Annotated in this window: 23 protein-coding genes; 17 read left to right on the top strand and 6 right to left on the bottom strand. The window is 49.4% G+C overall.

Features of this window, described 5'->3' with window-relative positions:
* Positions 1 to 210: 210 nt before the first annotated feature.
* The 4 genes from AArcSt2_RS14435 to AArcSt2_RS14420 all read left to right on the top strand — a co-directional run bounded on the left by AArcSt2_RS14435 (position 211) and on the right by AArcSt2_RS14420 (position 4,519).
* Positions 211 to 1,197 (top strand): aminopeptidase, encoded by a 987-nt coding sequence (locus AArcSt2_RS14435; RefSeq protein ID WP_250585618.1) that lies wholly within the window; start codon positions 211 to 213, stop codon positions 1,195 to 1,197.
* Positions 1,198 to 1,266: 69 nt separating this feature from the next.
* Positions 1,267 to 2,340 (top strand): Bug family tripartite tricarboxylate transporter substrate binding protein, encoded by a 1,074-nt coding sequence (locus AArcSt2_RS14430; RefSeq protein ID WP_250585616.1) that lies wholly within the window; start codon positions 1,267 to 1,269, stop codon positions 2,338 to 2,340.
* 116 nt (positions 2,341 to 2,456) lie between these two features.
* Positions 2,457 to 3,032, top strand: a complete 576-nt coding sequence (locus AArcSt2_RS14425; RefSeq protein WP_250585614.1) for a tripartite tricarboxylate transporter TctB family protein — start codon at positions 2,457 to 2,459, stop codon at positions 3,030 to 3,032.
* A complete protein-coding gene (locus tag AArcSt2_RS14420) occupies positions 3,029 to 4,519 on the top strand; it encodes a tripartite tricarboxylate transporter permease (protein WP_174654954.1) in 1,491 nt (496 codons plus the stop codon). The genes AArcSt2_RS14425 and AArcSt2_RS14420 overlap by 4 nt, the downstream gene beginning before the upstream one ends.
* A gap of 75 nt (positions 4,520 to 4,594) precedes the next feature.
* Here the strand turns inward: AArcSt2_RS14420 and AArcSt2_RS14415 are convergent, their stop codons facing one another.
* The gene (locus AArcSt2_RS14415) at positions 4,595 to 5,356 is read right to left on the bottom strand and encodes an SDR family NAD(P)-dependent oxidoreductase (protein ID WP_250585612.1); all 762 of its coding nucleotides are present in this window, start codon (positions 5,354 to 5,356) and stop codon (positions 4,595 to 4,597) included.
* 123 nt (positions 5,357 to 5,479) lie between these two features.
* On the opposite strand from AArcSt2_RS14415, the gene AArcSt2_RS14410 reads away from it, so the two are divergent.
* Entirely contained in the window at positions 5,480 to 6,277 is a 798-nt protein-coding gene (locus AArcSt2_RS14410; protein WP_174654952.1) for an SDR family oxidoreductase, read from the top strand.
* Between the two features lie 19 nt (positions 6,278 to 6,296).
* Complete coding sequence (locus AArcSt2_RS14405) at positions 6,297 to 7,508, top strand: iron-containing alcohol dehydrogenase family protein (RefSeq protein WP_174654951.1); 1,212 nt, start codon at positions 6,297 to 6,299, stop codon at positions 7,506 to 7,508.
* A 24-nt stretch (positions 7,509 to 7,532) separates the two neighbouring features.
* On the opposite strand, the gene lhgO is transcribed toward AArcSt2_RS14405, so the two are convergent.
* Positions 7,533 to 8,738 carry an L-2-hydroxyglutarate oxidase gene (gene lhgO, locus AArcSt2_RS14400; protein WP_174654950.1) on the bottom strand — a complete coding sequence of 402 codons (1,206 nt, stop codon included), beginning with the start codon at positions 8,736 to 8,738 and terminating at the stop codon, positions 7,533 to 7,535.
* 367 nt (positions 8,739 to 9,105) lie between these two features.
* Here lhgO and AArcSt2_RS14395 point away from each other — a divergent pair, with 367 nt between their 5' ends.
* A complete protein-coding gene (locus tag AArcSt2_RS14395) occupies positions 9,106 to 9,963 on the top strand; it encodes a VOC family protein (protein WP_250585610.1) in 858 nt (285 codons plus the stop codon).
* 12 nt (positions 9,964 to 9,975) lie between these two features.
* Here the strand turns inward: AArcSt2_RS14395 and AArcSt2_RS14390 are convergent, their stop codons facing one another.
* Entirely contained in the window at positions 9,976 to 11,244 is a 1,269-nt protein-coding gene (locus AArcSt2_RS14390; protein WP_174654949.1) for an MFS transporter, read from the bottom strand.
* Positions 11,245 to 11,386: 142 nt separating this feature from the next.
* Positions 11,387 to 12,556 carry a hypothetical protein gene (locus AArcSt2_RS14385; protein WP_250585608.1) on the bottom strand — a complete coding sequence of 390 codons (1,170 nt, stop codon included), beginning with the start codon at positions 12,554 to 12,556 and terminating at the stop codon, positions 11,387 to 11,389.
* A 168-nt stretch (positions 12,557 to 12,724) separates the two neighbouring features.
* Here AArcSt2_RS14385 and AArcSt2_RS14380 point away from each other — a divergent pair, with 168 nt between their 5' ends.
* The 7 genes from AArcSt2_RS14380 (at position 12,725) to AArcSt2_RS14350 (ending at position 18,459) form a co-directional block, all read left to right on the top strand.
* Positions 12,725 to 13,897: an MFS transporter gene (locus AArcSt2_RS14380; protein ID WP_250585733.1), complete on the top strand. Its 1,173-nt coding sequence runs from the start codon at positions 12,725 to 12,727 to the stop codon at positions 13,895 to 13,897.
* 63 nt (positions 13,898 to 13,960) lie between these two features.
* Positions 13,961 to 14,461 carry a TRAM domain-containing protein gene (locus AArcSt2_RS14375; protein ID WP_250585606.1) on the top strand — a complete coding sequence of 167 codons (501 nt, stop codon included), beginning with the start codon at positions 13,961 to 13,963 and terminating at the stop codon, positions 14,459 to 14,461.
* A gap of 327 nt (positions 14,462 to 14,788) precedes the next feature.
* A complete protein-coding gene (locus AArcSt2_RS14370) occupies positions 14,789 to 15,004 on the top strand; it encodes a DUF8141 family membrane protein (RefSeq protein ID WP_174654942.1) in 216 nt (71 codons plus the stop codon).
* Between the two features lie 36 nt (positions 15,005 to 15,040).
* A complete protein-coding gene (locus AArcSt2_RS14365) occupies positions 15,041 to 15,454 on the top strand; it encodes a DUF5788 family protein (RefSeq protein ID WP_302929106.1) in 414 nt (137 codons plus the stop codon).
* A gap of 59 nt (positions 15,455 to 15,513) precedes the next feature.
* On the top strand, positions 15,514 to 16,137 hold the full coding sequence (locus tag AArcSt2_RS14360; RefSeq protein WP_250585602.1) for a DUF4013 domain-containing protein: 624 nt from the start codon (positions 15,514 to 15,516) through the stop codon (positions 16,135 to 16,137).
* 61 nt (positions 16,138 to 16,198) lie between these two features.
* Positions 16,199 to 17,104 carry an E3 ubiquitin ligase family protein gene (locus AArcSt2_RS14355; RefSeq protein WP_250585600.1) on the top strand — a complete coding sequence of 302 codons (906 nt, stop codon included), beginning with the start codon at positions 16,199 to 16,201 and terminating at the stop codon, positions 17,102 to 17,104.
* Positions 17,105 to 17,217: 113 nt separating this feature from the next.
* Positions 17,218 to 18,459, top strand: coding sequence for an RNA-guided endonuclease InsQ/TnpB family protein (locus tag AArcSt2_RS14350; RefSeq protein WP_250585591.1), 1,242 nt, complete (start codon positions 17,218 to 17,220; stop codon positions 18,457 to 18,459).
* On the opposite strand, the gene AArcSt2_RS14345 is transcribed toward AArcSt2_RS14350, so the two are convergent.
* Entirely contained in the window at positions 18,426 to 19,040 is a 615-nt protein-coding gene (locus AArcSt2_RS14345; protein WP_250585589.1) for a TetR/AcrR family transcriptional regulator, read from the bottom strand. The two genes, AArcSt2_RS14350 and AArcSt2_RS14345, sit on opposite strands and share 34 nt — an antisense overlap.
* Positions 19,041 to 19,087: 47 nt before the next feature.
* Here AArcSt2_RS14345 and AArcSt2_RS14340 point away from each other — a divergent pair, with 47 nt between their 5' ends.
* The 3 genes from AArcSt2_RS14340 to AArcSt2_RS14330 all read left to right on the top strand — a co-directional run bounded on the left by AArcSt2_RS14340 (position 19,088) and on the right by AArcSt2_RS14330 (position 21,805).
* Positions 19,088 to 20,002: an ABC transporter ATP-binding protein gene (locus AArcSt2_RS14340; protein ID WP_250585587.1), complete on the top strand. Its 915-nt coding sequence runs from the start codon at positions 19,088 to 19,090 to the stop codon at positions 20,000 to 20,002.
* The gene (locus AArcSt2_RS14335; protein ID WP_250585585.1) at positions 19,995 to 20,786 is read left to right on the top strand and encodes an ABC transporter permease subunit; all 792 of its coding nucleotides are present in this window, start codon (positions 19,995 to 19,997) and stop codon (positions 20,784 to 20,786) included. The genes AArcSt2_RS14340 and AArcSt2_RS14335 overlap by 8 nt, the downstream gene beginning before the upstream one ends.
* A gap of 62 nt (positions 20,787 to 20,848) precedes the next feature.
* The gene (locus AArcSt2_RS14330; RefSeq protein WP_250585583.1) at positions 20,849 to 21,805 is read left to right on the top strand and encodes a DUF7351 domain-containing protein; all 957 of its coding nucleotides are present in this window, start codon (positions 20,849 to 20,851) and stop codon (positions 21,803 to 21,805) included.
* Positions 21,806 to 21,903: 98 nt separating this feature from the next.
* On the opposite strand, the gene AArcSt2_RS14325 is transcribed toward AArcSt2_RS14330, so the two are convergent.
* Positions 21,904 to 22,031, bottom strand: a 128-nt coding sequence (locus AArcSt2_RS14325) for a Fe-Mn family superoxide dismutase (RefSeq protein WP_250585731.1), incomplete at its 5' end; no start/stop codon positions are given.

The following is a 22,031-nucleotide window of genomic DNA, read 5'->3' as shown; positions in this document are numbered from 1 at the left end:
GCCTCTGTGAAAATAAACATACCGATGTCCCGGCTGATTATTTATGATACACTAACCATATCGCCTAATTGGTGAACGGCTGAGTATGAATTAGCCCTGTAATTATTGAATCCTCAGCCGTTGTTTCTTTACGTGTGTGCGAGAGCGTGGATTTTCGATTACCGATACCTAATTCGGAACACAATTATTGTCTCACTGAAATCTGGGTGTATGGATTCAGTTCAAGAGATGGCTGGTGCCAACAGAGTTGTGGAGATTTGTGCTGATGTCAACGCAGGTGAAGATGTACTCGTTGTTTCAGATTGGGAGACCGCGACTGTCGCAGAGCGAGTTGCAGCAGCAGCAACAGAGCGTGGCGCAACCGTCACGATGACGCTCATGGATCCACGTGAGTATGATGGAAACGAGCCTGAACCGTCGGTTGCCGCCGCAATGCACGAAGTGGATGTTATCATTACGCCTGTTCATCGGTCGATCACTCACAGCTCCGAAATGAAATCAGCGCTTGCAGCCGGCGCACGAGGGATCAGTATGGTGAAATTCACGCCACAACAGCTCAAAACAGGTGGGTTGTATGCAGATTACGATCGGATGCGACCATATTGTGACGAGCTTGCTACAAAATTTACTGCTGCAAGCAAAGCCCATATCACCTCTCCACAGGGAACTGATGTCGTCGTCGGCTTGGAGGGTCGAAGTGGGAACTCTCACCCTGGAATTGCAGATGAGCCAGGCTCGTTTACCTCGCTCGTTCATATTGAAGCCAACATTGCGCCCGTAGAAGGAACGACAACCGGGACAGTGGTATTTGACGGTGCAATCCCCAATCTCGACATCGGCGTCTTAGAAAATGATGTTGTTATGGAGATTGAGGATGGGGTAGTTACAGACGTCTCTGGTGGGATCGAGGCGGAGACGATCACCCGTGTATGGGAAGCACACGATGACCCGGCCGTATATAATATCGCCCAACTTGCGGTGGGGATGAACCCAGAGTGTCGTAGCTTCAACGGTTGGTTCTCTAATGACCACGGCCGATACGGAAACGTCCACTTCGGCATTGGAACGAGCAGTAATCTGGGTGGTGAAACACGTGCACCAGTACATTTTGATGCGATGATGGGGGAGCCGACACTGCGCCTAGATGATGAAATAGTAATTAAAGACGGTGAGTTCACCTTCTTTGAGTGGCCCTAAATCAGATAGATTGTAAACACTTTATTTACAAACCCGGAAGATTTATCTATTATTGATGAAGTATAACGAATGAACATGGTGAACGATAGTGGATCGAATAGTCGTAAGCGTAGACAGTTTTTGAAAGCCGCTGGTGCAGTTTCTGCAGCAGGTATGATCGGATTAGCAGGATGTACCGGCGATGATGGAAACGGCGGAAATGGTGGTAATGGCGGTAACGGCGGAAATGGTGGGGATGGTTTCCCAGAAGACGATGTAGAGATTATTGTCCCATTCGGTGCTGGTGGTGGGACCGATGTATATGTTCGCGAGTTTGCACCACTCATGGCTGATGAGTTGGGTGTAAACGTCCCGATTGACAATGTTGAGGGGGCAGCGTCGCTCCGCGGAACTGGTGAAATGATGCTTTCAGAAGCGGATGGATATACCCTTGGTGCATTTAACCCACCATCGACACCCGTTTCTGAGATGGTTAACCCACAAGATTGGCCGCTTGAAGATGCAACCGGAATCGGGCTTTACGCAGAAGACGCTGTTGTACTTGTCGGTAACCCTGAGTATGATATCGAAGACTATGATGACTTGTTCAACAGATACGAATCTGGTGACTTAGAGCTCTTCGGCGGTCTCGAGCGCGGTGGTCTCTATCACGTTATGGCATTGGTTATGCAGGCAGAACATGATCTCCAGTGGGATTCATACGTTGGATACGGTGGAACTGCGGCATCTGTCCAGGCTGCGATTTCTGGGGAAGTCCCAGTTGCACTCAGTACTGACACGGCAGCGAATGCCGCTGTTGAAGACGGTGCTGTAGATCTTGTTGCAGTTCTTCCGAGCGGTGGGTCACAGGTGTTCGCTGATACTGACCCAGTAACTGAACTCGGCTATGATGAACTTGACTTCCTCGTAAGCTTGGGACGTGTTGTGGCAGGTCCACCGGGCATCCCAGACGAGGCACAGCAAGTGCTTGAAGATGCGCTCCGTGTTGCCATGGAATCCGATGAGATGGCTGAGTGGGCGGAAGATACGGGTAACGTTATTATGTTTGAAGATGGTCAAGAGGTCGAAAACCGTATACAGGCTGCGTACGAGACAATCCCTGAGGTTGTCGACCTCGACGACATTCGTGACGCATCAAACTAGTAACTGTTGAAATGTAATCTATTTCAACTTTTTTAGACGATATAGACAAATCTGTGGACTAATTTTGAATTACACTAAACAACAATATTTATTATTAAGGACGGGAAGGGAGATGTATGTCCATTGAGTCTGTCTTCCGGACGTTATATGATCGGGTCAACATGGAGTACGGACTACTCTTCTTGATGTTGATCTCCGCATCATACATGATCTGGGAGTCATTTAATTTTAGGATCGGGCAAGCTGCAACGTTCCCCCGACTTACTGCGGGATTTGTTGTGATTGGAACTATCCTCCTGTTGTTGCGGCCAATTCTACCGGAACCAATCTACTCGTTTGTTGCAAAAGATGCACGGGCATTGGACGTGAGTGAAGATTTCGAGGAACAAACACGTGAAGAAGAAGACATAGAGCCCGATGAGGTTACTTCACTCTCGACTGTTGACCGTCCACTTCCCGATGCAGTCTTTACTACACTTGCAGCAATTGGATATGTCATCGGTGGGTATGTTGCTGGGCTTTTTATTATGACTCCAATATTTGTTGCGGTCTACACATCATGGTTCCGAGTGGAACTCTGGGTACGTGGTGTCCTCGTCGCTATTTCGGTTGCGATCGCGTATGCGTTCTTGACCGTTCTCAATGTCTCAATCGACGAAGGTGAGTTTCTCTTTACAGGTGGGTTACTATGAGCGTCATTCAAGCGCTTCTTGAGGCCGTTGCATTGCTCTTTACGTGGCCTACAATGGGCTATGTCGTCTTTGGGGTACTTTTAGGAATCGTTGTTGGTGCATTGCCAGGGGTAGGGGCAGCGCTTGGAATGGCAATTGTGCTCCCACTCACACTGCCGCTAGACCCGATCAATGCGATTATCATTCTTATTGGAATGTACAGCGGTTCTATGTACGGTGGATCGATCTCTGCAATCTTGGTAAACGTCCCTGGAACTGGTGGTGCTGCCGCAACGACTATTGACGGATACCCGATGGCGAAAAAAGGCGAAGCAGTGCAGGCATTAACAATATCTGCAACTGCATCCGCGATTGCTGGATTGTTCACTGTGACAACGTTGATTTTGTTCTCTCCAGTACTCATTGAGATCGTCCTTGCATTCGGATCGCCACAGTACTTTTTGATGGCAATCCTTGGGCTCTCGATGATCACGCTGGTTGTTCGAGGCTCAATGATCAAAGGGCTCACCGCTGGTGCATTTGGGCTTATGCTAACGACCGTTGGTATTGCACCGAATAGTCCTGAACTCCGATACACGTTCGGTAATCTTGGGCTGTTTGATGGTATCGATTTCATTGCAGCACTGATCGGTGTATTTGCCATTGCAGAGATGATTAAACTTTCCAGCAAGGAGGGTGGAATTGCGGACGATCGGTTCGATATGAGCGGCAGTGCACTTTCTGGTGTGAAACAAACATTAAATAAACCAGTACTGTTGCTCAAATCAGGATACATTGGGATGCTTATTGGCGCGATTCCAGGGGCTGGTGCCACGGTAGCGAACTTCTTTGCGTACGGTGAGGCAGTCCGATCGTCAAAGGATGCGGAGTCATTCGGGACTGGCGACCCGCGTGGGGTTCTCGCTGCGGAGGCCTCTAACAATGGGATGATTGGCGGATCGCTTGTCCCAACACTGTCATTCGGTATCCCTGGAAGTGCTGCGACTGCAGTGCTGCTCGGTGGATTATTGCTTCACGGGATTCGCCCCGGTCCAGATCTCTTTGACGCCGAACTTGCAACGACCTACACGTTTTTGCTCGCACTCTTGATTGGAAATGTTGTTATCTTCACCGCGGGGATCTCGATGGTTAGCCGATTGGGAATCGTCACACGAATCAATACGGACTATATCATTCCGATCGTCTTCGTCCTTGCAATTATCGGCGGCTTTACGCTGAGTAATAACTGGATCGACATCTGGACGCTCATGGTTCTCGGTATTGTTGGTTTCTTTATGGTGAAGTATGACTACTCGATTATCGCGTTCCTCCTCGGCGTTATCTTGGGTCCAATTGCAGAGGAGAATTTAATGCGATCGTTACAGATATCTGATGGATCCTATCTGATATTTATTACACAGCCGCTTTCGCTCGCACTTGTGATCATTACGCTGTTGGTGGTATTTGGACCGTTCATCGGCCCAAAAGTCAAACAGCTGATTGACTAACAACGAATTTAGACTCTGTTTTTATTTGTTTCTTCGATCGAAATGAATGTTGGTCGGATATGCGTCTGACGATGCTCACTCGGTCGGAACAATGTTTGGCGTCGGATAGGCACCACCGTTAACATGAACCACTTGTCCAGTGATGAACGAGGCATGATCTGACACCAAGAAACAACAGGTGTCGGCAACCTCAGAAACAGTTCCTGCCCGTTGTAACGGAATCGCTTGAATAAGTTGCTCTTCAGCATGATACTCTCCATCACGCACTGTATCAATATGGCCTGGAGAGATTGCATTTACTCTGATTCCCTTTGGTCCAAGTTCGGATGCAAGCTGTCGAACCTGCCCTTCAATAGCCATTTTGGTGGTATATGAGTGAGATTTTCCACTACGCCCTAAATATACGAATGCCCCGATAAGATTGAGAACTGCTCCACCACCATTTTCAATCATTGCTGGAGCCACTTTCTGTGTCAGCCGATACGTTCCTTTAATATTCACATCCATAACGTAGGAGAGATCTTCTGCAGTTACGTCCAAAAACGGTTTTTTGGGGCGCACTGTCGCATTATTTATTAGTATATCAATGTCTCCCAACTCAGATTGGACATGAGATGCGATCTTGTCAATGTCTTCATCTACCCCCAAATCACCAAGGATTGTCGTAGTGTCGACGCCAGTCTCGGCAATCCGACGAGCGGTTTCTTCGCACCCTTTTTCATTCGATCGCGCAGTAATTCCAACATCAGCACCGGCTGCGGCGAGCGTTACTGCGATCTGTTGTCCGATATTTCGGCTTGCACCAGTGACGAGTGCTGTCTTTCCAGTTAGATCCATACATATACACGGACAACCGCTCAAATAGCTGTTTTGGACCCTGCAGTTTTGCAGCTCTGGACAGTTGCCGGTGAGAACTGGTGGTATCTCTGTATTTATATATTATCTCTACCAATGTTCATTATGGATCTGCAACTCGCAGACAAAACTGCAATCGTACTAGCAAGTAGTAGCGGTCTTGGTCGAGCAGTCGCTCAAGAACTCGTTTTGGAAGGTGCAGATGTCATTATCTCTTCCAGCAATCAAGCAAATCTCGACACTGCAACTGCATTGATTGAGGGGGCTGTTGGCGATGATTCGGGAAGCGTTGATTCGGTTTGCATCGACCTCTCCGATCCTGACTCGATCGACACCGGAATGAGTACGGCGTTAGAACAGTTGGGTGGACTCGATATTCTTGTCACAAACCACGGCGGTCCAAAAAATAACCCGTTCGAGGAATCCACGCTGGAGGATTTTGATACGGTCTACAATAATGTCCTTCGAAGCACGGTTCACGCGTGTAAACGTGCACTTCCGGCGCTCAAAGAGAACGGTGGTGCCATAACCCACCTGATTGGCGCTTCAACCCTCGAGCCAAACGTTAACAGTGCTGTTTCAAACGTGATCCGTCCGGGAATATACGGGCTTTCAAAAACGTTAGCCAATGAGTATGGCGAGTATGGCATTCGTGTCAACTGTGTCGCCCCACGTGGCGTTATGAGCGACCGAATTGAACAGAAAGTACAAGCACGCGCAGAGAGACAAGGAATCTCTGTTGAGGACGCATATGAGCAGCGAATCGACGAGCTCCCACTTCCACGGCTTGGAACACCGGAGGATTTCGCAAAGGCAACCGCATATATTTCATCGCCTGTCGCAGCATACACAACTGGATCGATCCTTCACGTCGATGGAGGATGGTCAGGCTTTGCATTCTAATACTGGATTGTCCATGAATATGACTATACCTCCATTTACGTTCACATACGCACCTGTGGATATCAACTATGGACGTGGCTGTGTGGAATCGCTTTCGAAGACGCTGGATGAGCATGGCTGGACACGCGCAATGGTCGTTTGTGGATCGAATGTGGCTGCCAACTCTGCTGTTGTGGGCCCGATTACAGAGGGGCTTGGGAGCACTCTTGAGACGATCTTCGACCAAACAACTCCAGATAAACGACTTGAAACTGTTTTTGCTGGAGTTGAGACCGTTCATGAGCAAGACATTGATGTTCTTATTGCTGTTGGCGGGGGAAGTTCGCTCAACGTCGCCCGAGCAATCTGTTCGATTGCACCGTTGGACAGTAGCCGCGAAGCGATCGAAGGAACGGTCGCCGAGACTGGCGTTATCCCATCTCCTGATGAGCATACAGATCCACTTCCATCTATTGTTGTTCCAACCACGCTTGCTGGAGCTGATCTCTCACCAGGGGGGAGTATCTACTACAAATCGACTCTTCAAACGGATAGTGCGGTTTCGACGAAGCGTGTGAATATCTCTGATGCTCGCCTCCGAGCAACAGCAGCGTATTATGATCCCTTACTCTTTGCCTCAACACCAAAGAGCGTCCTTGCATCATCTGCAATGAATGGCATTGACAAAGGAATCGAGACGCTCTACTCTCGATCGTCAAACCCGATTGCAGAGGCGCATGCATTTAATGGGCTACGGTATTTTTCACAGGGTGCCCTAGCGTTTGGCACACCAGATTCCGAGGAGTATCTCGATGCCATTGATCTGGCCGTCGTTGGCGCAATTCAAGTTCAGTACGGAAAGCGGTCAAATACGATCCATGCGTTCGGGAACGGCATCTCATCACAGTATTCAGTCCAACAGGGTATTGTTCATGCGATCGTTGCCCCTCATGTTTTAACATCGATTTTTGAACATGTAGACGGTCAGCGAGAGACGCTTGCCACCGCACTTGGAATTGATGTCACAGCCCGATCGACTGAGGATGTTGCTGATGCTGTTGTGGATCTTGTAACACAGATTCGCGAGACACTCGAACTACCGACACAACTTCGAGAGATCGACTCACTCACGAAATCGGATCTTGACTCGATTGCTGCCATTATCAAATCAAATTCGAAACTGGAACATGGGCCTGTCGGATATGATCCAACTGTTGAAGAGATCAGTACTGTACTGAAGGCTGCGTGGTGAGTATTATGTATTCGGGAGTAACGACTAGGGATACGCTTGTAGCGTCTCCTCTGCAAGGTGTTCGCCAAACGGAAGCGAAGACGTAAGCCCAGGCGAGACCGCATTTAGCACGTGTAGCGATCGTGGTCCGTGCTCGACGAGTGGTTGTTTAACCAGGGATCCATCGGGACCGACTAGTTGTGCTCGAATCCCTGCGTAGCTTTTTGTAAAGTCAGCTGCCCGTACTTCGGGGATGAGCGACTGTGCAGCGCTTACAAACGCTTCTTTCCGATACGATTTGTTAAGTTCATCAGCCGCAACCGAGAGCATCTTTCTGCTTGCAAGGAGTTTCCAAAAACCACCAAATGTGGCTGTTTGACGGAGGTCACCGAGATTATAGTCTGTGTTTTTGTATGCCTCTCTCCCGAATGCCAGCACCGCATTCGGGCCGACAATCACTTTGTCGTCACTCCGACGCGTGAAATGAACCCCTAAGAACGGTAGCTCTGGATCGGGTGCAGGATACACCATTGTATTCACCAGGTCACGCTTATTCGCACGAAGTTCATAATACTCGCCACGGAATGGAACAATTTGATACTCGTTTGCAACACCAAACTCAGAGGCGATCGTATCCGCGTGCAACCCTGCTGCATTGATGACAAACGCTGCTGTAATCGCCCCTGTCGAGGTCCGAAGAACATTTCCGGTGGCTGTAGACTCCACTGACGTGACTTGTGTGCCAGTAAATAGATCGACACCCAAGTTTGCAGCATCACGAACGAGCGAGTAGACATACTGTTGTGAATCGATCGACGCAGCTTCTGGACAGTGAAGGGCTGCAATCCCACTGGCATGTGGTTCAATCTCCTGAATTGCGGCTCGATCGTTCAACATTTCGGTTGTAACACCATTTGCAGCGGCTTGATTGTGAAGTCGACGAAGCTCTTTGTAGTCTTTCTGCGACTGTGCAACGACAAGTACACCTAGCTCTCGCAACGGAATATCATTCTGCGCTGCATATGTTTTCATTCGCTGGGTGCCCTCAGTGCTAAATTTAGCTTTCGTTGAACCTGGTTCGTAATTGAACCCAGGGTGAAGCACCCCTGAGTTCCGCCCACTCTGATGCGCTGCAAACTGGTGTTCTTTTTCAATTAGACAGATATCCAGCTCCGACTGTGATGCCAGATGCATCGCAGCCGAACTGCCGACACAGCCACCGCCGACGATGGCGACGTCATATACACTCATACCTGAACCAAGACTGCTGCTGTATTAAAAATAGTGAGAGTCTACTAGCTTCTCAAATATATATTATAAATTATACTAAATCTCCAAAAGACAGATTACAACAAATAACATACATTATCTACTGTTCAAAAAAATATTTTATTGTATATACTTCTTTTAGTATCTACAATAAAATACGATAGATAAACTTATTTCACCCAAAGAGTCCATAAATTTCATCCTAAAAGAAGCACACATATATGTAGTAAAATTACCTTACATGAATTTAAAAATTATACCTTTTTGCCATGTGTCTCTTAGATCATATGCTGTTCACTCTGAGCGCTCCGCAACTATTTCTTGTTTGGGCAGAAACTCATCGTTGACTATGGATTCACGATCAATTTTTTCTGATTTAACGTCTATCGGTCGTGCTGCGCTAACTGTCCAAGATCTCGATCGGATGGTTTCGTTCTATTGCACTATCGTTGGTCTCTCTGTTCTTGAAACCAGTGCGGATACAACAACTCTCGGTGTAGGGCCAGAACCACTGCTTGTCCTCATCGAAGACAAATCAGCCCAGCCTCGAACGCCACAACAGGCTGGCTTGTTCCATATCGCATTCAGATACCCAACAGATGTTGCATTAGGGGCCGCACTCGATCGAGTTCAGTCCGAGTGGAACTTGGATGGGGCTGCAGACCACCTTGTTAGCGAAGCGCTGTATCTCACTGATCCCGAAAACAACGGTCTTGAGCTCTATATTGATCGCCCACGCGGCGCATGGCCATATAGAGCTAACGGAACTATCAAGATCGGAACGGTTCCACTTGCGCTTGATGGACTCACACAATCATCTGATGGGAGCCAAACAGCCCCTACTGGGACGACTATTGGCCATCTTCATCTTGCGGTTTCGTCGATCGATCGCGCCCGAGGGTTCTACGTTGACAAATTGGGAATGACACCCCAGACTACCATGGAGTCCGCACTTTTTGTTGCATTTGGCGGCTACCATCATCATCTCGGTCTCAATACATGGCAAAACCGAGCAGAACCTGCTGGTGGGTGTGGGTTAGCATGGTTTGAGTTCGTCGTTGATCTCAACGATGGAGAATCACTGGAGACTGTTCATGAGCAGTGTCTTACAGCTAATTTACCAGTTACAACAACCGGGTCGTATCTTGAACTGTCTGATCCAGATCAAATTAAGATTCGTGTTCGAACGCAGAAACAATCGCAGTAACACGTTGATTAGCTATCGGCCAGATGAGACAATGTTCCGTCTGAAAATTGTCACAACAAGCGCACCCGTCACTGCGATCGCTGCAAGCACTACAAAGAGCGCATCAATCGATGCAACTGTGAGCACTGTTCCAGCAATTGCAGCCCCCAATGCACCAATTCCAAAGATTGCGAGGAATGTGTATCCAAATGAGAGCCCTCTCGTCTCCTCTGGTGAGTACGCAGCTACAGTTGCTTGTTGGAGCGGTTGGATTGTAAACAATGCAATTCCAAGCAGCAGCGCCACCCCGACGAATGGAACGACGCCGATCGCAACAGCAGGCACAAACAAGAGCGCTAATCCAGCAAGGACTGCCAAGACATATCCGAGCGCTCGCTCTGGTGCAAACCGCTGTGCTAAGTATCCACCCAGATACTGTCCCCCGATTCCAAAGAGAAGAATTCCAACATATAAGTAGTGTCCAATATCGAACTCTTCGGCAACGACACTGCCCTCCCCGAACAATGAAATATCAACGAGCCCGCCGAGAAGGTCACCAAGAAGGTCCGGAAGAAATGTGAGGAACGCTCGGTAGTATAATCCACTCAACAGCACGATGACGAAAATAATAGAGAATCCAAGTGTAAATAGTGTGCGCGTGTCACGCTGAATCGCCGCAACTGTGAGTTTTCCTTTTGTTGAACTTGTGTCCGAGTTTGTTGTGTTCCCCTCCGTTTTGGGTGCGACCGTCTGATCATCGATATCGACGAGAAGCCCATACACGACGATAATGGCTGTCGGAATCGTCAACACTGCAGCAACGATTCGCCAGTCGAACTGTGTCAGTAGCACCGCTGTTGCGAGCGGGCCGAGTGCGATTCCGATATTTCCGCCCATCCCATGATACCCGTATGCAACCCCTGGTTTTTCGATCGATGTCGAGATGAGCGCAAGCCCCGCTGGATGATAGACGGATGCTGCAATGCCCCAGATACCGATCGCAATAACCAGCGTTACAAACGAGGGTGCGAGGCTTGCAAGAAGGAATGCAGCTGCCATCCCGAGCAGCGAGGCGAGAATCAGTGGTTTCGATCCATACCGGTCGACGAGGATGCCTCCGGGGAGTGCACCTACACCAAAGAGGCCGTAGCCAACAGTTACTGCCGCTCCAAGCAGGGCTGCAGTGACTGAAAACTCGATGAGCCACACAGTCATGAGAATCGGGATGGCGAGTTCATACGTGTGTACAAGTCCGTGTGAGCCTGCGGTGAAGAATACGATCTGTCGATCGCTACGATTCATGCAAACGCCCACCTATAAGAGATCCAGACTGGTGTGTGGTTGTATTCCTCGTACTGGCATCCATATGATGGCAGTATTACGATATCTTTCTCAAAGTACAATTGGTGTAAGCGGAAATTGCCGGCTTACGAATATAAACTTACTATTCACCAGTTATATTTGGGGCTGCAACCGATTCTCGCTCCAGTTCGTCTTCGCTCACCTCAATCATAACGTGTGCCCGGGTATCCGATCGGGTAATCGCTGTTTCTTCGGCAGTATCGCTTGGAACCAACTCCTCGCGTAGCTCCTGTTCTGAGGGGACCTCGCCCTCTGGATACACTGCTGCAAAGCGTGCCGCTACTGTGTCACCACCAACACCACCTTCAGACGCGGGCAATGTCAGTACACTCACAAAACTGTCAACAGTATTGAATACTGGATTCTCTTCAAGTTCTGATGACCCATCTGGTGGTTCATCCCCAGTCTGGAGATCTTCCTCCTCTAGTCCATTCACATCCCAAAACCCAGTCACTAGGTCTGCGTCTCCAGTACTCTCGAAGAGAAATTCACCATCATCGGTATCCCGTACACGACCCGTTTCGGCTATTAGGTTTTCAACTGCATCGTTGAGAGTCGTAATCACGTCTTGATGTTCAACACCCTCTCCAGTCTGTAACCCAGCAACGACTGAGCTCTCCGCAACTGCATATGCTAATCCATCGGTTTCAGTACCTTGTTCGCCCTCAAAAATGGTGAATCTATCATTGGTCTGTACTTCAAATCCATCAGCATACGTCTCTTCGAATAGATCTGGATCAAACGATCCATGAAATACAAACGTTCCTTCCGTCATGGTGATCGCTTCGGTTTCCATTCCATCCGGTTCACTATCGTTCCCAAGTGTGCCTTGCCACGGATATCCCCATAACCCAACTTGAAACCATAACGCGGTGATTATGAATCCATATCCGGGCAATACAAGTAACAGATTCTCTTCGTCCTCAATATCCGGTGATTCTTCCTCTACCTCTTCGGAACCTGCTTCGTGCAGAATCTGGATGTTCGCATGTCCGAACAGAACGAAATCGTTTGTTCGAGGCGTTTCCGGTGGCCAGTTGCTATACATTGGTAGGTCGTATGTCGGAAAACCACCAGCAGGACTGTCTTCACTCTCTTCATTTTCTGTTGCCGTTTCTGCAGTTTCGGTTTCAGTTATATCCTCATCGACCGAGCTACCATCGTTATTAGCAGATTCCTCACCAGCACAGCCTGCAAGCCCAACTGCACCCACTGGCAATAGACTCAACCGAATGAACGCTCGACGATCCATGTTAACACTATACATGAATTGTACAAAAGTAATTTTCAAGCTTGGATGAACGTGTTCGCTCACCCGGGGGGAACCGATCGCAGCCAATACACACTCACTCGTGGATCACAATTCGACACCCTCTTTTGATCACTCAGCAAGTACTGGTATGGTGACGTATCTACGGTGATGAAGTGGCGATATCCGCACACCGTTCTTGTTCTTTGTACCCTTGCGTTCTTTGTCACGATGGTTGGGCGACTCTCTATTAGCCCGGTTGTCACTGATATCGTTGCTGAGTTTCAGGTTTCGAATGCACTCATTGGTGTTGCACTCAGCGGGATGTGGCTCACCTACGGTCTCTCGCAGTATCCAAGCGGTATTCTCGCCGACCGATTCGGTGAGCGCCGGATTATCCTTGTCTCTATTGGTGGGACAATCGTCGCGTCGCTCTTGCTTATTATTGCACCCAACATTGGTGTCTTCATTCTTGCAACGGTTCTTTTAGGTGCGGTTGCAGGATTGCATTATAGCGTTGCAACAACTCTTCTTGCAAGAAAATTCGATCGAATAGGAAGTGCGGTTGGTATCCACAATACTGGTGCGACACTCGCTGGCTTGCTTACACCGGTTATTGTCGCATGGGTTGCCGTTCGGTATGGGTGGCGTCCGGCGATCGGTGTGACGGTCCTGCTTGGAACGCCAGTGTTTATCTTGTTCTTTTGGCGTATTCGAGAGACTCCACCACGAAAGCCGTCTCAACCGATGCTTTCACAGATAGATATTGGTGCTGCAGTCGAACTGCTGTCTCGCCCTGCGATCGCGTTTACGCTCGTATTGGCGATTATTGGTGAGTTTGTCTGGCAAGGGACTGCATCGTTTCTCCCCACATTTTTGATTGAACATCGTGGGCAGTCTACCACACTTGCTGGAACGGTGTTCTCGGTCTACTTTATTGCGCAGGGGGTTGGTCAGGTTGTCGTTGGTGCCGCGTCCGATCGATTCGGTCGCGATCAGACTACTGCGGGTTGTATGCTCGTTGGTGCAGCCGGAATCGCACTGCTGATTTTGACACCTGGCCTTTTGAGTGCAATCTTGGGTGGTGTATTTCTAGGGATTGGGATGAGTTTTGGCGCGGCATTGCTTCCGCGATTTCTTGATGAAATGTCTGATGAAGAGCAAGCGACTGGATTTGGGCTTGTTCGATCGGTGTACATGATTTTTGCTGCGCTTGGCTCCGTTGTTACCGGAGTGTTTGCTGATCTGTTTGGATGGGCCGCTGCATTCGCATTTTTATGTGCGCTTTTGTTATTTCTTGCAACCGCGCTCACTGCAAATAAGCTATTCAATCTCGGATTGTGAGGTCCCACAATACGGAAACCCAGCATCTATCAGCTAGTCTTTCGTTGTATCGGACAGATATCAATGACTATTGGTGATTCTTGCGACAATCCTTTGGTGTTCTCCGGGACGGTTAGTAAACGCAACGGCTCATATGTCGTTGAACTCCCAAAACGCTTGGTCGAGGGGTATGAGCTATCTGCTGGGGAACAGAAACGAGTTTGTCTTTTCAAAACAGGATCGGATACGGCTGTAAAACCGACTGCGGCCGTATCTGCGAAGGATAACTCTCAGCCTCAATCGCAACCGCGTTCTTCATCTCAGCCGCAACCGAATACCAAATCACAGCCATCTCATGGATATGACGCCGATCGGGAGCGGCTACCAGTTGCTGAAGGCGACCGTCGAACGGTTGAGATTGAAAGTATCGGCGAGCAGGGTGACGGTGTTGCCAAACTTGATCGCGGATACGTTGTGATCGTTCCAGATACAGAACTCAGAGAACGTGTCGAGATCGAAATCGAGAATGCAACACCAACAGTCGCGTTTGCCCGTGTTGTCGATCGAATTAGCTACTACGACTAGCTATCTTCGTCCTGCTTAGCTGATCGATCGGTGAGTAGTAGATAACTATCTCCCCGCTGAGGTTATGTTCTTGGGTGAATTATAAGACTCGCTGGGTACAACCACGCTCAGCACGCCAGCAATCAGGGCACTCCGGTGTTGCTTTCTGTTGGCGTTTACCGGATTGGAGAGAATTCATACCGGGCATAACCTAATCAACGGCTGAAGACCCAGCCGTTGGTTAGCTGATATCCTGTCTAATTAACTGCGGACATAGTGGTGTACATATTCGATATTTAGCGTTTAGAAATAAGATTTATAATACACTATCAACGTATCTGATACGTTATGTCCCTCCAATTATTCCATTGGCTCGATCGAAAGCCATTCGCAACGCAAATAATCCTCCTTTCGCTTGTATTTGATTCGATCGGTGCAGCGACGGGATATTTGTTGCATCCATACCTCGGAGTTGAGCCGCTCATCGGGATCTTATACGGACTTGTCGCTGGAAGCCTCCCACTCTCTCTTTGGATTCTTAGATACCAGCAACAACACGGCTAACACTCTCTCCTGACTACAACATCTCTTCAGCTCTCCATGACATTGACCAAAACAGAACGAACAAAGATACTTCGGCGAGTGAATAGACAAAGCGCAACGATCGGCGCCCAAACACCGGAGACGATCACCGTCCACGGTGATACACTTGAGTTGCAAGAGTTTGTCATCGAAACTAGAAAAATCGACGTCATTCCACTAGCAGCACAAGAAACGCTTTCGGCAGCGATCGACGTCCTTCGAGACGAACGACTTGAACGAATTGATCAACTCAAGAATAGCCCACTTGATACCGAAACTGCAGAAACGATCGCCGATGAGATTATTGGCATCGATCGGGCGCTCAATGCGCTAACTACTATTCGCCGGCCAAGCTTTGGTGATGAGGCTCGAAGCTCATCTGTGGACGATCATAAACGGTGGCTTGGGTTCCTGGAAACGGTACGTGTGTAGTACTAGCGGTCTTTTTGAGATAATGTACATTTATATATTGACCATGTGGTTATCATTTTGTGATTGTTGACATTGCCAAATATCCGTTCGAAGATGAGGAATATCTTCGAACGTTATTGATTGGATCTCTGTTACTGATTGGGTCCGTGCTTATTCTCCCTGCATTTATCCTTGTAGGATACTTTGCGAGGACTGTCCAGCGCGCATCGAATGGTGAGTCTCCACCACAGTTTGAGGACTATATCGGTCTCTTTATTGATGGAGTGAAACTGACTGCTGTTATGCTCGGATATTTTGTCCTCTTTTTTATTGCCCTGTTTGTTGTTGCGTTTTTAGGCGCGATCGATGAGCGAGCCGGTACCGTTGGGTTTATTCTATTAGTTCCGACCTATTTCGGACTGTTATATATTGCAACCGCTGCCGTGTATCATTTCTGCCAAGAACTGGATATGCGAGCTGCCTTTGATTTCAGATCGATCGTTCAGACATCACTTAGTCTACGATATCTCCTTGTTGTCGTATTGGTGTGGGTTATTCTACCAACTGTATTCACCGTGTTGCAGATCCTGATTGGACTCACAATTATCGGGATTCTGTTACTCCCTGCAACATTGGTATACGAGTTTATCATCTACGCAAAGCTGATGAGTCTGATTCCAGACCGATCGACTACAACGACATAGCTCCAGCCGGCTGTTACCTGATTGGGAGTACTGACTTATTATCTCGGAAAATACTATTTTCATGGCCGAAATCCCCGCTTGGTACCTCCTTGTTGTGACCCTCGCGTTCCTTCTTCCATTTGCTGTCGGTGCCCATGTGTCTTCAAAATCTGCAGGGTATGCTGCAGTAAAATGGAATACACCAGTTATGTGGCAAACGATCGGTGTCTTTTTTCCGGTGTTTTGTACTGCCGTTATCGTCGCTTTCGGGTCACCGCCTTCACAGCCATTTTCTCGTCAACTTATTATTGATGTGGCACTTCGAGCAGCGCCACTCGTTGCCGGTGGCTTTGCTCTCTCGATCGCCGCTGGAAACGCACAGACGTATCTTCATATCCGATCGGCAACGGCTGTAACTCCCGCCGACACCGCAGCGGTCGATCCTGGATCTCCAGTCCACGTTCGCGGACGTGTGGTCCCAATCGACACTGCACTCTCACCGGCGCTCTCACGTGATGCAGTGTGTTGGAGTTGGCGCTACTATATTCGAGGTGTCAACGGGCAAGGTGAGAACCCACGCTGGCTCTCGAAAAAAGGTGACTCTGGGGGTGTTTCGTTCGAGCTCTGTGATGATCACGGTTGCGTTGAAATTGCCCCTGCGGGTGCTCAGATGGAACTGACCGATCGAGCCGAACAGATCGTAGACGCAACTGCAACGCAACCCGGCCGCGTCGGACGGAACATCCCTGCATCAAGAGCCGGCGATGAGTACAAATTTGTTGAATCGATCGCTGAACCGGGTGCCACACTCACAGTCATCGGGAAACTCACTGCTGATGGTTCTGTTGAGGCACAATACATTATTTCTGCGGTGAGACGTTCGCTCCAATCGGAGTACAAAAACCGAGCGCTTTCGTACCTCGTAGCCGGTCTCTTTGGGAGTATACTGGGGCTATGGTTGCTCTCAATTGGCTATGGAACATTTTGATTGGTCTTTTATCGGCGGTCAAGGAGAATACCCCGACCCTTGAGGTCGGGGATGAATCCGACAGCGCGGGTACAAATCATTAAATAGGTATATTATCTAGTCAACAGACAGCGATGGAACACAGCCACCGTTACCGCGCTTACCCAAGCGACGAAGTAGCGGCGGCGGCCGAACATCACATCGACGTTCATCGCCAACTCTACAATCACGTCAAATGGGACTACACGAACAGTCCCGACGACGACAAACCCAAAGAATACACGCAGAACAACAAACTTCCAGAGTGGAAGCGACAGTGGCCCGTATTCGCCGAGTTATACTCGAAAGCAGCACAAGCCACCGTCGCCCGTTTTCACCGTAACCTCTCGAACCTTCGCAAGAAAAAAGAGAACGGATACAAAGTCGGGTGGCTCAAGCGGCAAGCACCCAGCGACTACCGAAGTGTCACGTACAACCAGTCAGGCTTCGACCTCGATAACAAGAGGGGCCGAGACGGGGTTGCGTATGTCCGCTTCAGTAAAATCGGCTGGATGAAAATCCGTTATCACCGACCACTCTGCAAAAATGCCACTATCAAAGAAGTCACGCTCAAAAAAGAAGTGACTGGAGAGTGGTTCGTCTCGTTCAGCCTCGAAACTGACGACGAACACGTTCGGACTAAACCCGAACTGGATTCGCTTGACGCGAGCAACAGCGTGGGAATTGACCTTGGCATCCTCAATTACATCCATACATCAGACGGAAAAACAGTGGATTGGCTGGTCCTCGAAGACGAGTACGAGCGACTCCAACGAGAACAACGCAACCTCTCTCGGAAAGAACACGGCTCGAACAACTACGAGAAACAACGCCAGAAAGTCGCTCAGGCGAAGCGAAAGATTCGGCGGAACGTACTGGACTACCAGCACAAACTGACAACGTGGCTCGTCAAAGAGTACGACGCCGTGTTCGTCGAAGACCTCAACGTATCTGGGATGCTTCAGGGCGACGGGAACGCTCGAAACACCCAGGATGCAGCGTGGCGACAATTCATCACGCTGCTCGAATACAAGGGCGACCTGTACGGCACACACGTTGTGCAAGTGCCTTCTCGCGGAACAACGAAGGAGTGCGCGTGTTGTGGAGTAGAGACCGCGAAACCCATTTGGGTCAGGGAACACTCGTGTCCTAGCTGTGGGTTTGAGACAGATCGAGATGCGAACGCGGCGATGAACGTCTTGAAGCGCGGCTTTTCTGAATTAGGGCTGGGATGGCCCGAAAGCACGCCTGTGGAGACTGTGACCGCTACGGACACCGCTGATATCCAGCGCGTGTCTGCAAGTCACGTCATCGAAACAGGAAGCCCCGAGGCTTGACCTCGGGGTGATTCACGCACTACCATGAGGCCAATTGTCGACATCACGCCGAGTATTGCCGTTGGGTCATGCTCTGCAATCAGCCCACCGCTTTGCTCTTGAAACGCCTCAATGTACGGGATAATCTCTTCGAGGCTCTGTTGCTGTAACGCTTCAAATCGTTCTTGGGAGGCACCCGATCGGATTGATTGCAATGCAGTATCATCAAGCAAGAGCTGCTGCATCAACGGATTTGTCTCTGCAAACTCTCGATAGAGCTGAAATAGCACCTTGAGGCCCTGTTTTGGCTCCTCGATATCTGCAAGTTCCGTGGCGAGTTTCTGTTCAAATGCTTGCTGCTCTCTATGCACGATCTCGAGATAGAGATCCGCCTTTGAGTCAAAAAACAGATAGAACGTACTTTTTGCAATACTAACAGGCTCCGTGATATCCGCAACGTTCGTCTTTTTTGGGCCGTACGTCATCAGTAACTCCCGGCCTGTATCGATGAGTTGAGTATGTATCTCTTTCCGCTGCTCATCGGAGAACCCTCGCATACACTCTGTTAGGGCTGACTCATAAAGAAGTAATTCAGTAGTCATCTATTCATGACCGGAAAACTCACTTAGTCATCGAGTTAACCTTCGCTATGAATCCGATCGATGTCAAAGCGTTATCAAAATCATACGGTGATGTCGTGGGCATCGACTCGCTCACGTTCAGTGTTAAACCTGGTGAGGTATTCGGCTTTCTTGGGCCAAATGGAGCCGGAAAAACAACGGCAATCCGAACGCTTCTTGGATTGCAATCGCCAACCAGCGGCAAAGCCCATGTGTTGGGCGCATCAATCACAGATGAGTCCGAACTATTGGAAGCCAAAACGCGAATTGGCTATCTCCCATCGGATCTTGCGTTCAATGAATCTGTCTCCGGAAAACGGGTGTTAGACTACCACGCCTCAATTAAGGGTGATTCTCGACGTGCAGAGCTGCTTGAGATATTCACCCCACCGATCGATCGTCCGATTCGAGAGTACTCAACCGGAAACGAACAGATGCTTGGCATTGTGCAAGCGTTCATGCACGACCCGGATCTGGTGATTATGGATGAGCCAACATCTGGGCTTGATCCGCTCAAACAGGAACGCTTCAATCAGTTTATCACAAACGAACGCGATCGTGGGACGACAATCTTCTTTTCGTCACACGTTTTGAGTGAGGTTCGACGCGTGTGCGATCGGGTTGGAATCCTCCGCGATGGAGCCCTTGTTGGGCTCGAAACGATCGAGTCGCTGCTCAACCAAGGCGGAAAGCGAGTACAGATACAGACTCCAGACACAATTGAATCACAAATTGAAGCTCTCGATGGCGTCTTTTCGGTGATCTCGTTTGGCGAGACAGTCCAATTCACCTATACGGGAACCTACAACAATCTCATCTCCGAACTGCAGCAGTACGATATCGTGGATATCAATATTAGCGAACCACCGCTTGAAGATATTTTCATGCACTACTACGGCAGCGAGACGGAACCGGATACAGAAACTGAGGCTGCACATGTTTGAGACCGTACAGTACGAAGTTCAGCGACGACAGCGTGGGACGATCGCACTCACGGTCGGCATTGCGGCAGTTGCTGCGTTCTTTGTGGCGCTGTTTCCGTCGTTTTCCAGCTCTGGTATCGACATCGACCAGATGCTTGAGGCATGGCCGCCAGCACTCCAAGAGGCATTTGGCATTGAAACGCTTGCAACGATCGAGGGGTTTCTGGCGGTTGAACTCTACAACTTTGTGTGGGTGATCGTTCTTGGACTCTATTTCGCCTACAGTGCGGCATCAGTCATCGCTGACGATATCGAACGCGATCGGATGGATCTGCTTCTCTCGCTGCCTGTCTCTCGGTCGCAGCTCCTGTTCGAGAAAGTTGGCTCGCTTCTTGCACCGATCGTTCTGATTAATCTCGGTGTCGCGGTTGCCGTCTACGCGAGCATTCTTGCAATTGGTGAATCCATTGCACTCTCCCGCCTCGTGATGGTCCACCTGCTCTCAGTCCCATATCTGCTTGCGTGTGCGGCGATCGGTCTGATTCTTTCTGTGACGGTCACCCGTGCAGACGTTGGGAAACGGCTCGCGCTGGCTGTTATATTTGTGTTATATCTGCTTGACTCGATCGCAGCGACCGTTGATGGGCTTGGATTTATTCGGTATCTCTCTCCGACGTACTACTACAATCCAACTGAGATTCTCGTTCACGGAACATATGGGATCGGTGATGCCGCTATTTTGCTTGTAATAACTATCGTGTTGCTGGGCATTGCACGGTCGATTTTTGTGCGCCGAGACATCTGAACGCTGATCGGCAACTGTACCGCTTCGGTATCCTTTACCTAATTCCCTCGAATATTGTGATAATGAGCCAGCACGATCGCATTGTAAAGCCCCCGAAAGAAGCATCTTCGGATGCAGAGCATCCGTCGCTTCCAGAGGCTCGGACTGAAGCAGAGCTACTGCCTGCGGAAGTATTTGGAATTCTTGGCAACGATACACGTGTTGCTATTCTCCGTGCTTTGCTTGAACTTGGTGCCGACGAGAAGCCAGTTCGATTTACTGATCTATTCAATAACGTCGAGATGGAAGATAGCGCAAACTTCAGCTACCACCTCCGCCAACTTACTGGCCACTTTATTAAACACGGCTCTGCTGGCTACTCCTTTCGATATCCTGGTCGCAAAGTCGTCAGCGCTATCTTCACTGGCACGCTCACTGAGCGAACCCAACTTGGATTCTTCCCCGCTTCTGGTTACTGTTATGCATGTGACGGGAATCTCCACGGGTGGTATGTTGATGACACGTTAACGATCGGCTGTACTGAGTGTAGCACGGTCCAAGTCAGCTACCCGTTCCCTTCTGGGGGGATTGATGACCGTAGCACAGACGATCTCCTGCAAGCCTTTCACCACTATGTCCGCCACCATTACTGCCTTGCGGCTGATGGTGTGTGCCCTGAATGTACTGGTGCTGTTGAGAGCAGTCTTATTCACCGCCCTGAAAGTGACGCGCTGGATGTTGCGGTTGAACATCTCTGTCAACGCTGTAACTACCGTCTTGAGTCAGCTGTGGGTGTCACGCTCCTTGACCACGCAGGCGTGCTTGTATTCTTCGCAAACAACGGTGTCGATCTCAATACCGCACCGTTCTGGCATTTCGACTGGTGTGTCAGCGATCGATATACTGAACTTGTTTCTGCAGATCCAGTGCAAGTCAAACTGACACTTCCATGCAACGGTGAGTCGATTCAGGTACTCGTTGATGCGGATGTGTCGGTTGTGACCGTCTCCACTCCGAGTCCGATCGCTGACTCCCAGTAACAATCGCTCTTTTCACTTGTCTGTTGGTGCTGTAGCCCTGCGATCTATCACGTAAAAAAAGACACCTGACGGGCCCACGATAGCTACGTTTTACTTATCTACTCGAAGAGTTCGACTGCTTGCTCGTAGCGTGCTGCTGGTTCGTTCCAGTCGACGACGTTGAAGAATGCGTCAACGAAGTCGCCACGTGCTGGGCCGTAGTCGTGGTAGTAGGAGTGCTCCCAGA

The sequence above is a fragment of the Natronocalculus amylovorans genome (assembly GCF_023638035.1).
Taxonomy (GTDB): Archaea; Halobacteriota; Halobacteria; order Halobacteriales; family Haloferacaceae; genus Natronocalculus; species Natronocalculus amylovorans.
This window is presented reverse-complemented; position numbering and strand designations above follow the sequence as displayed.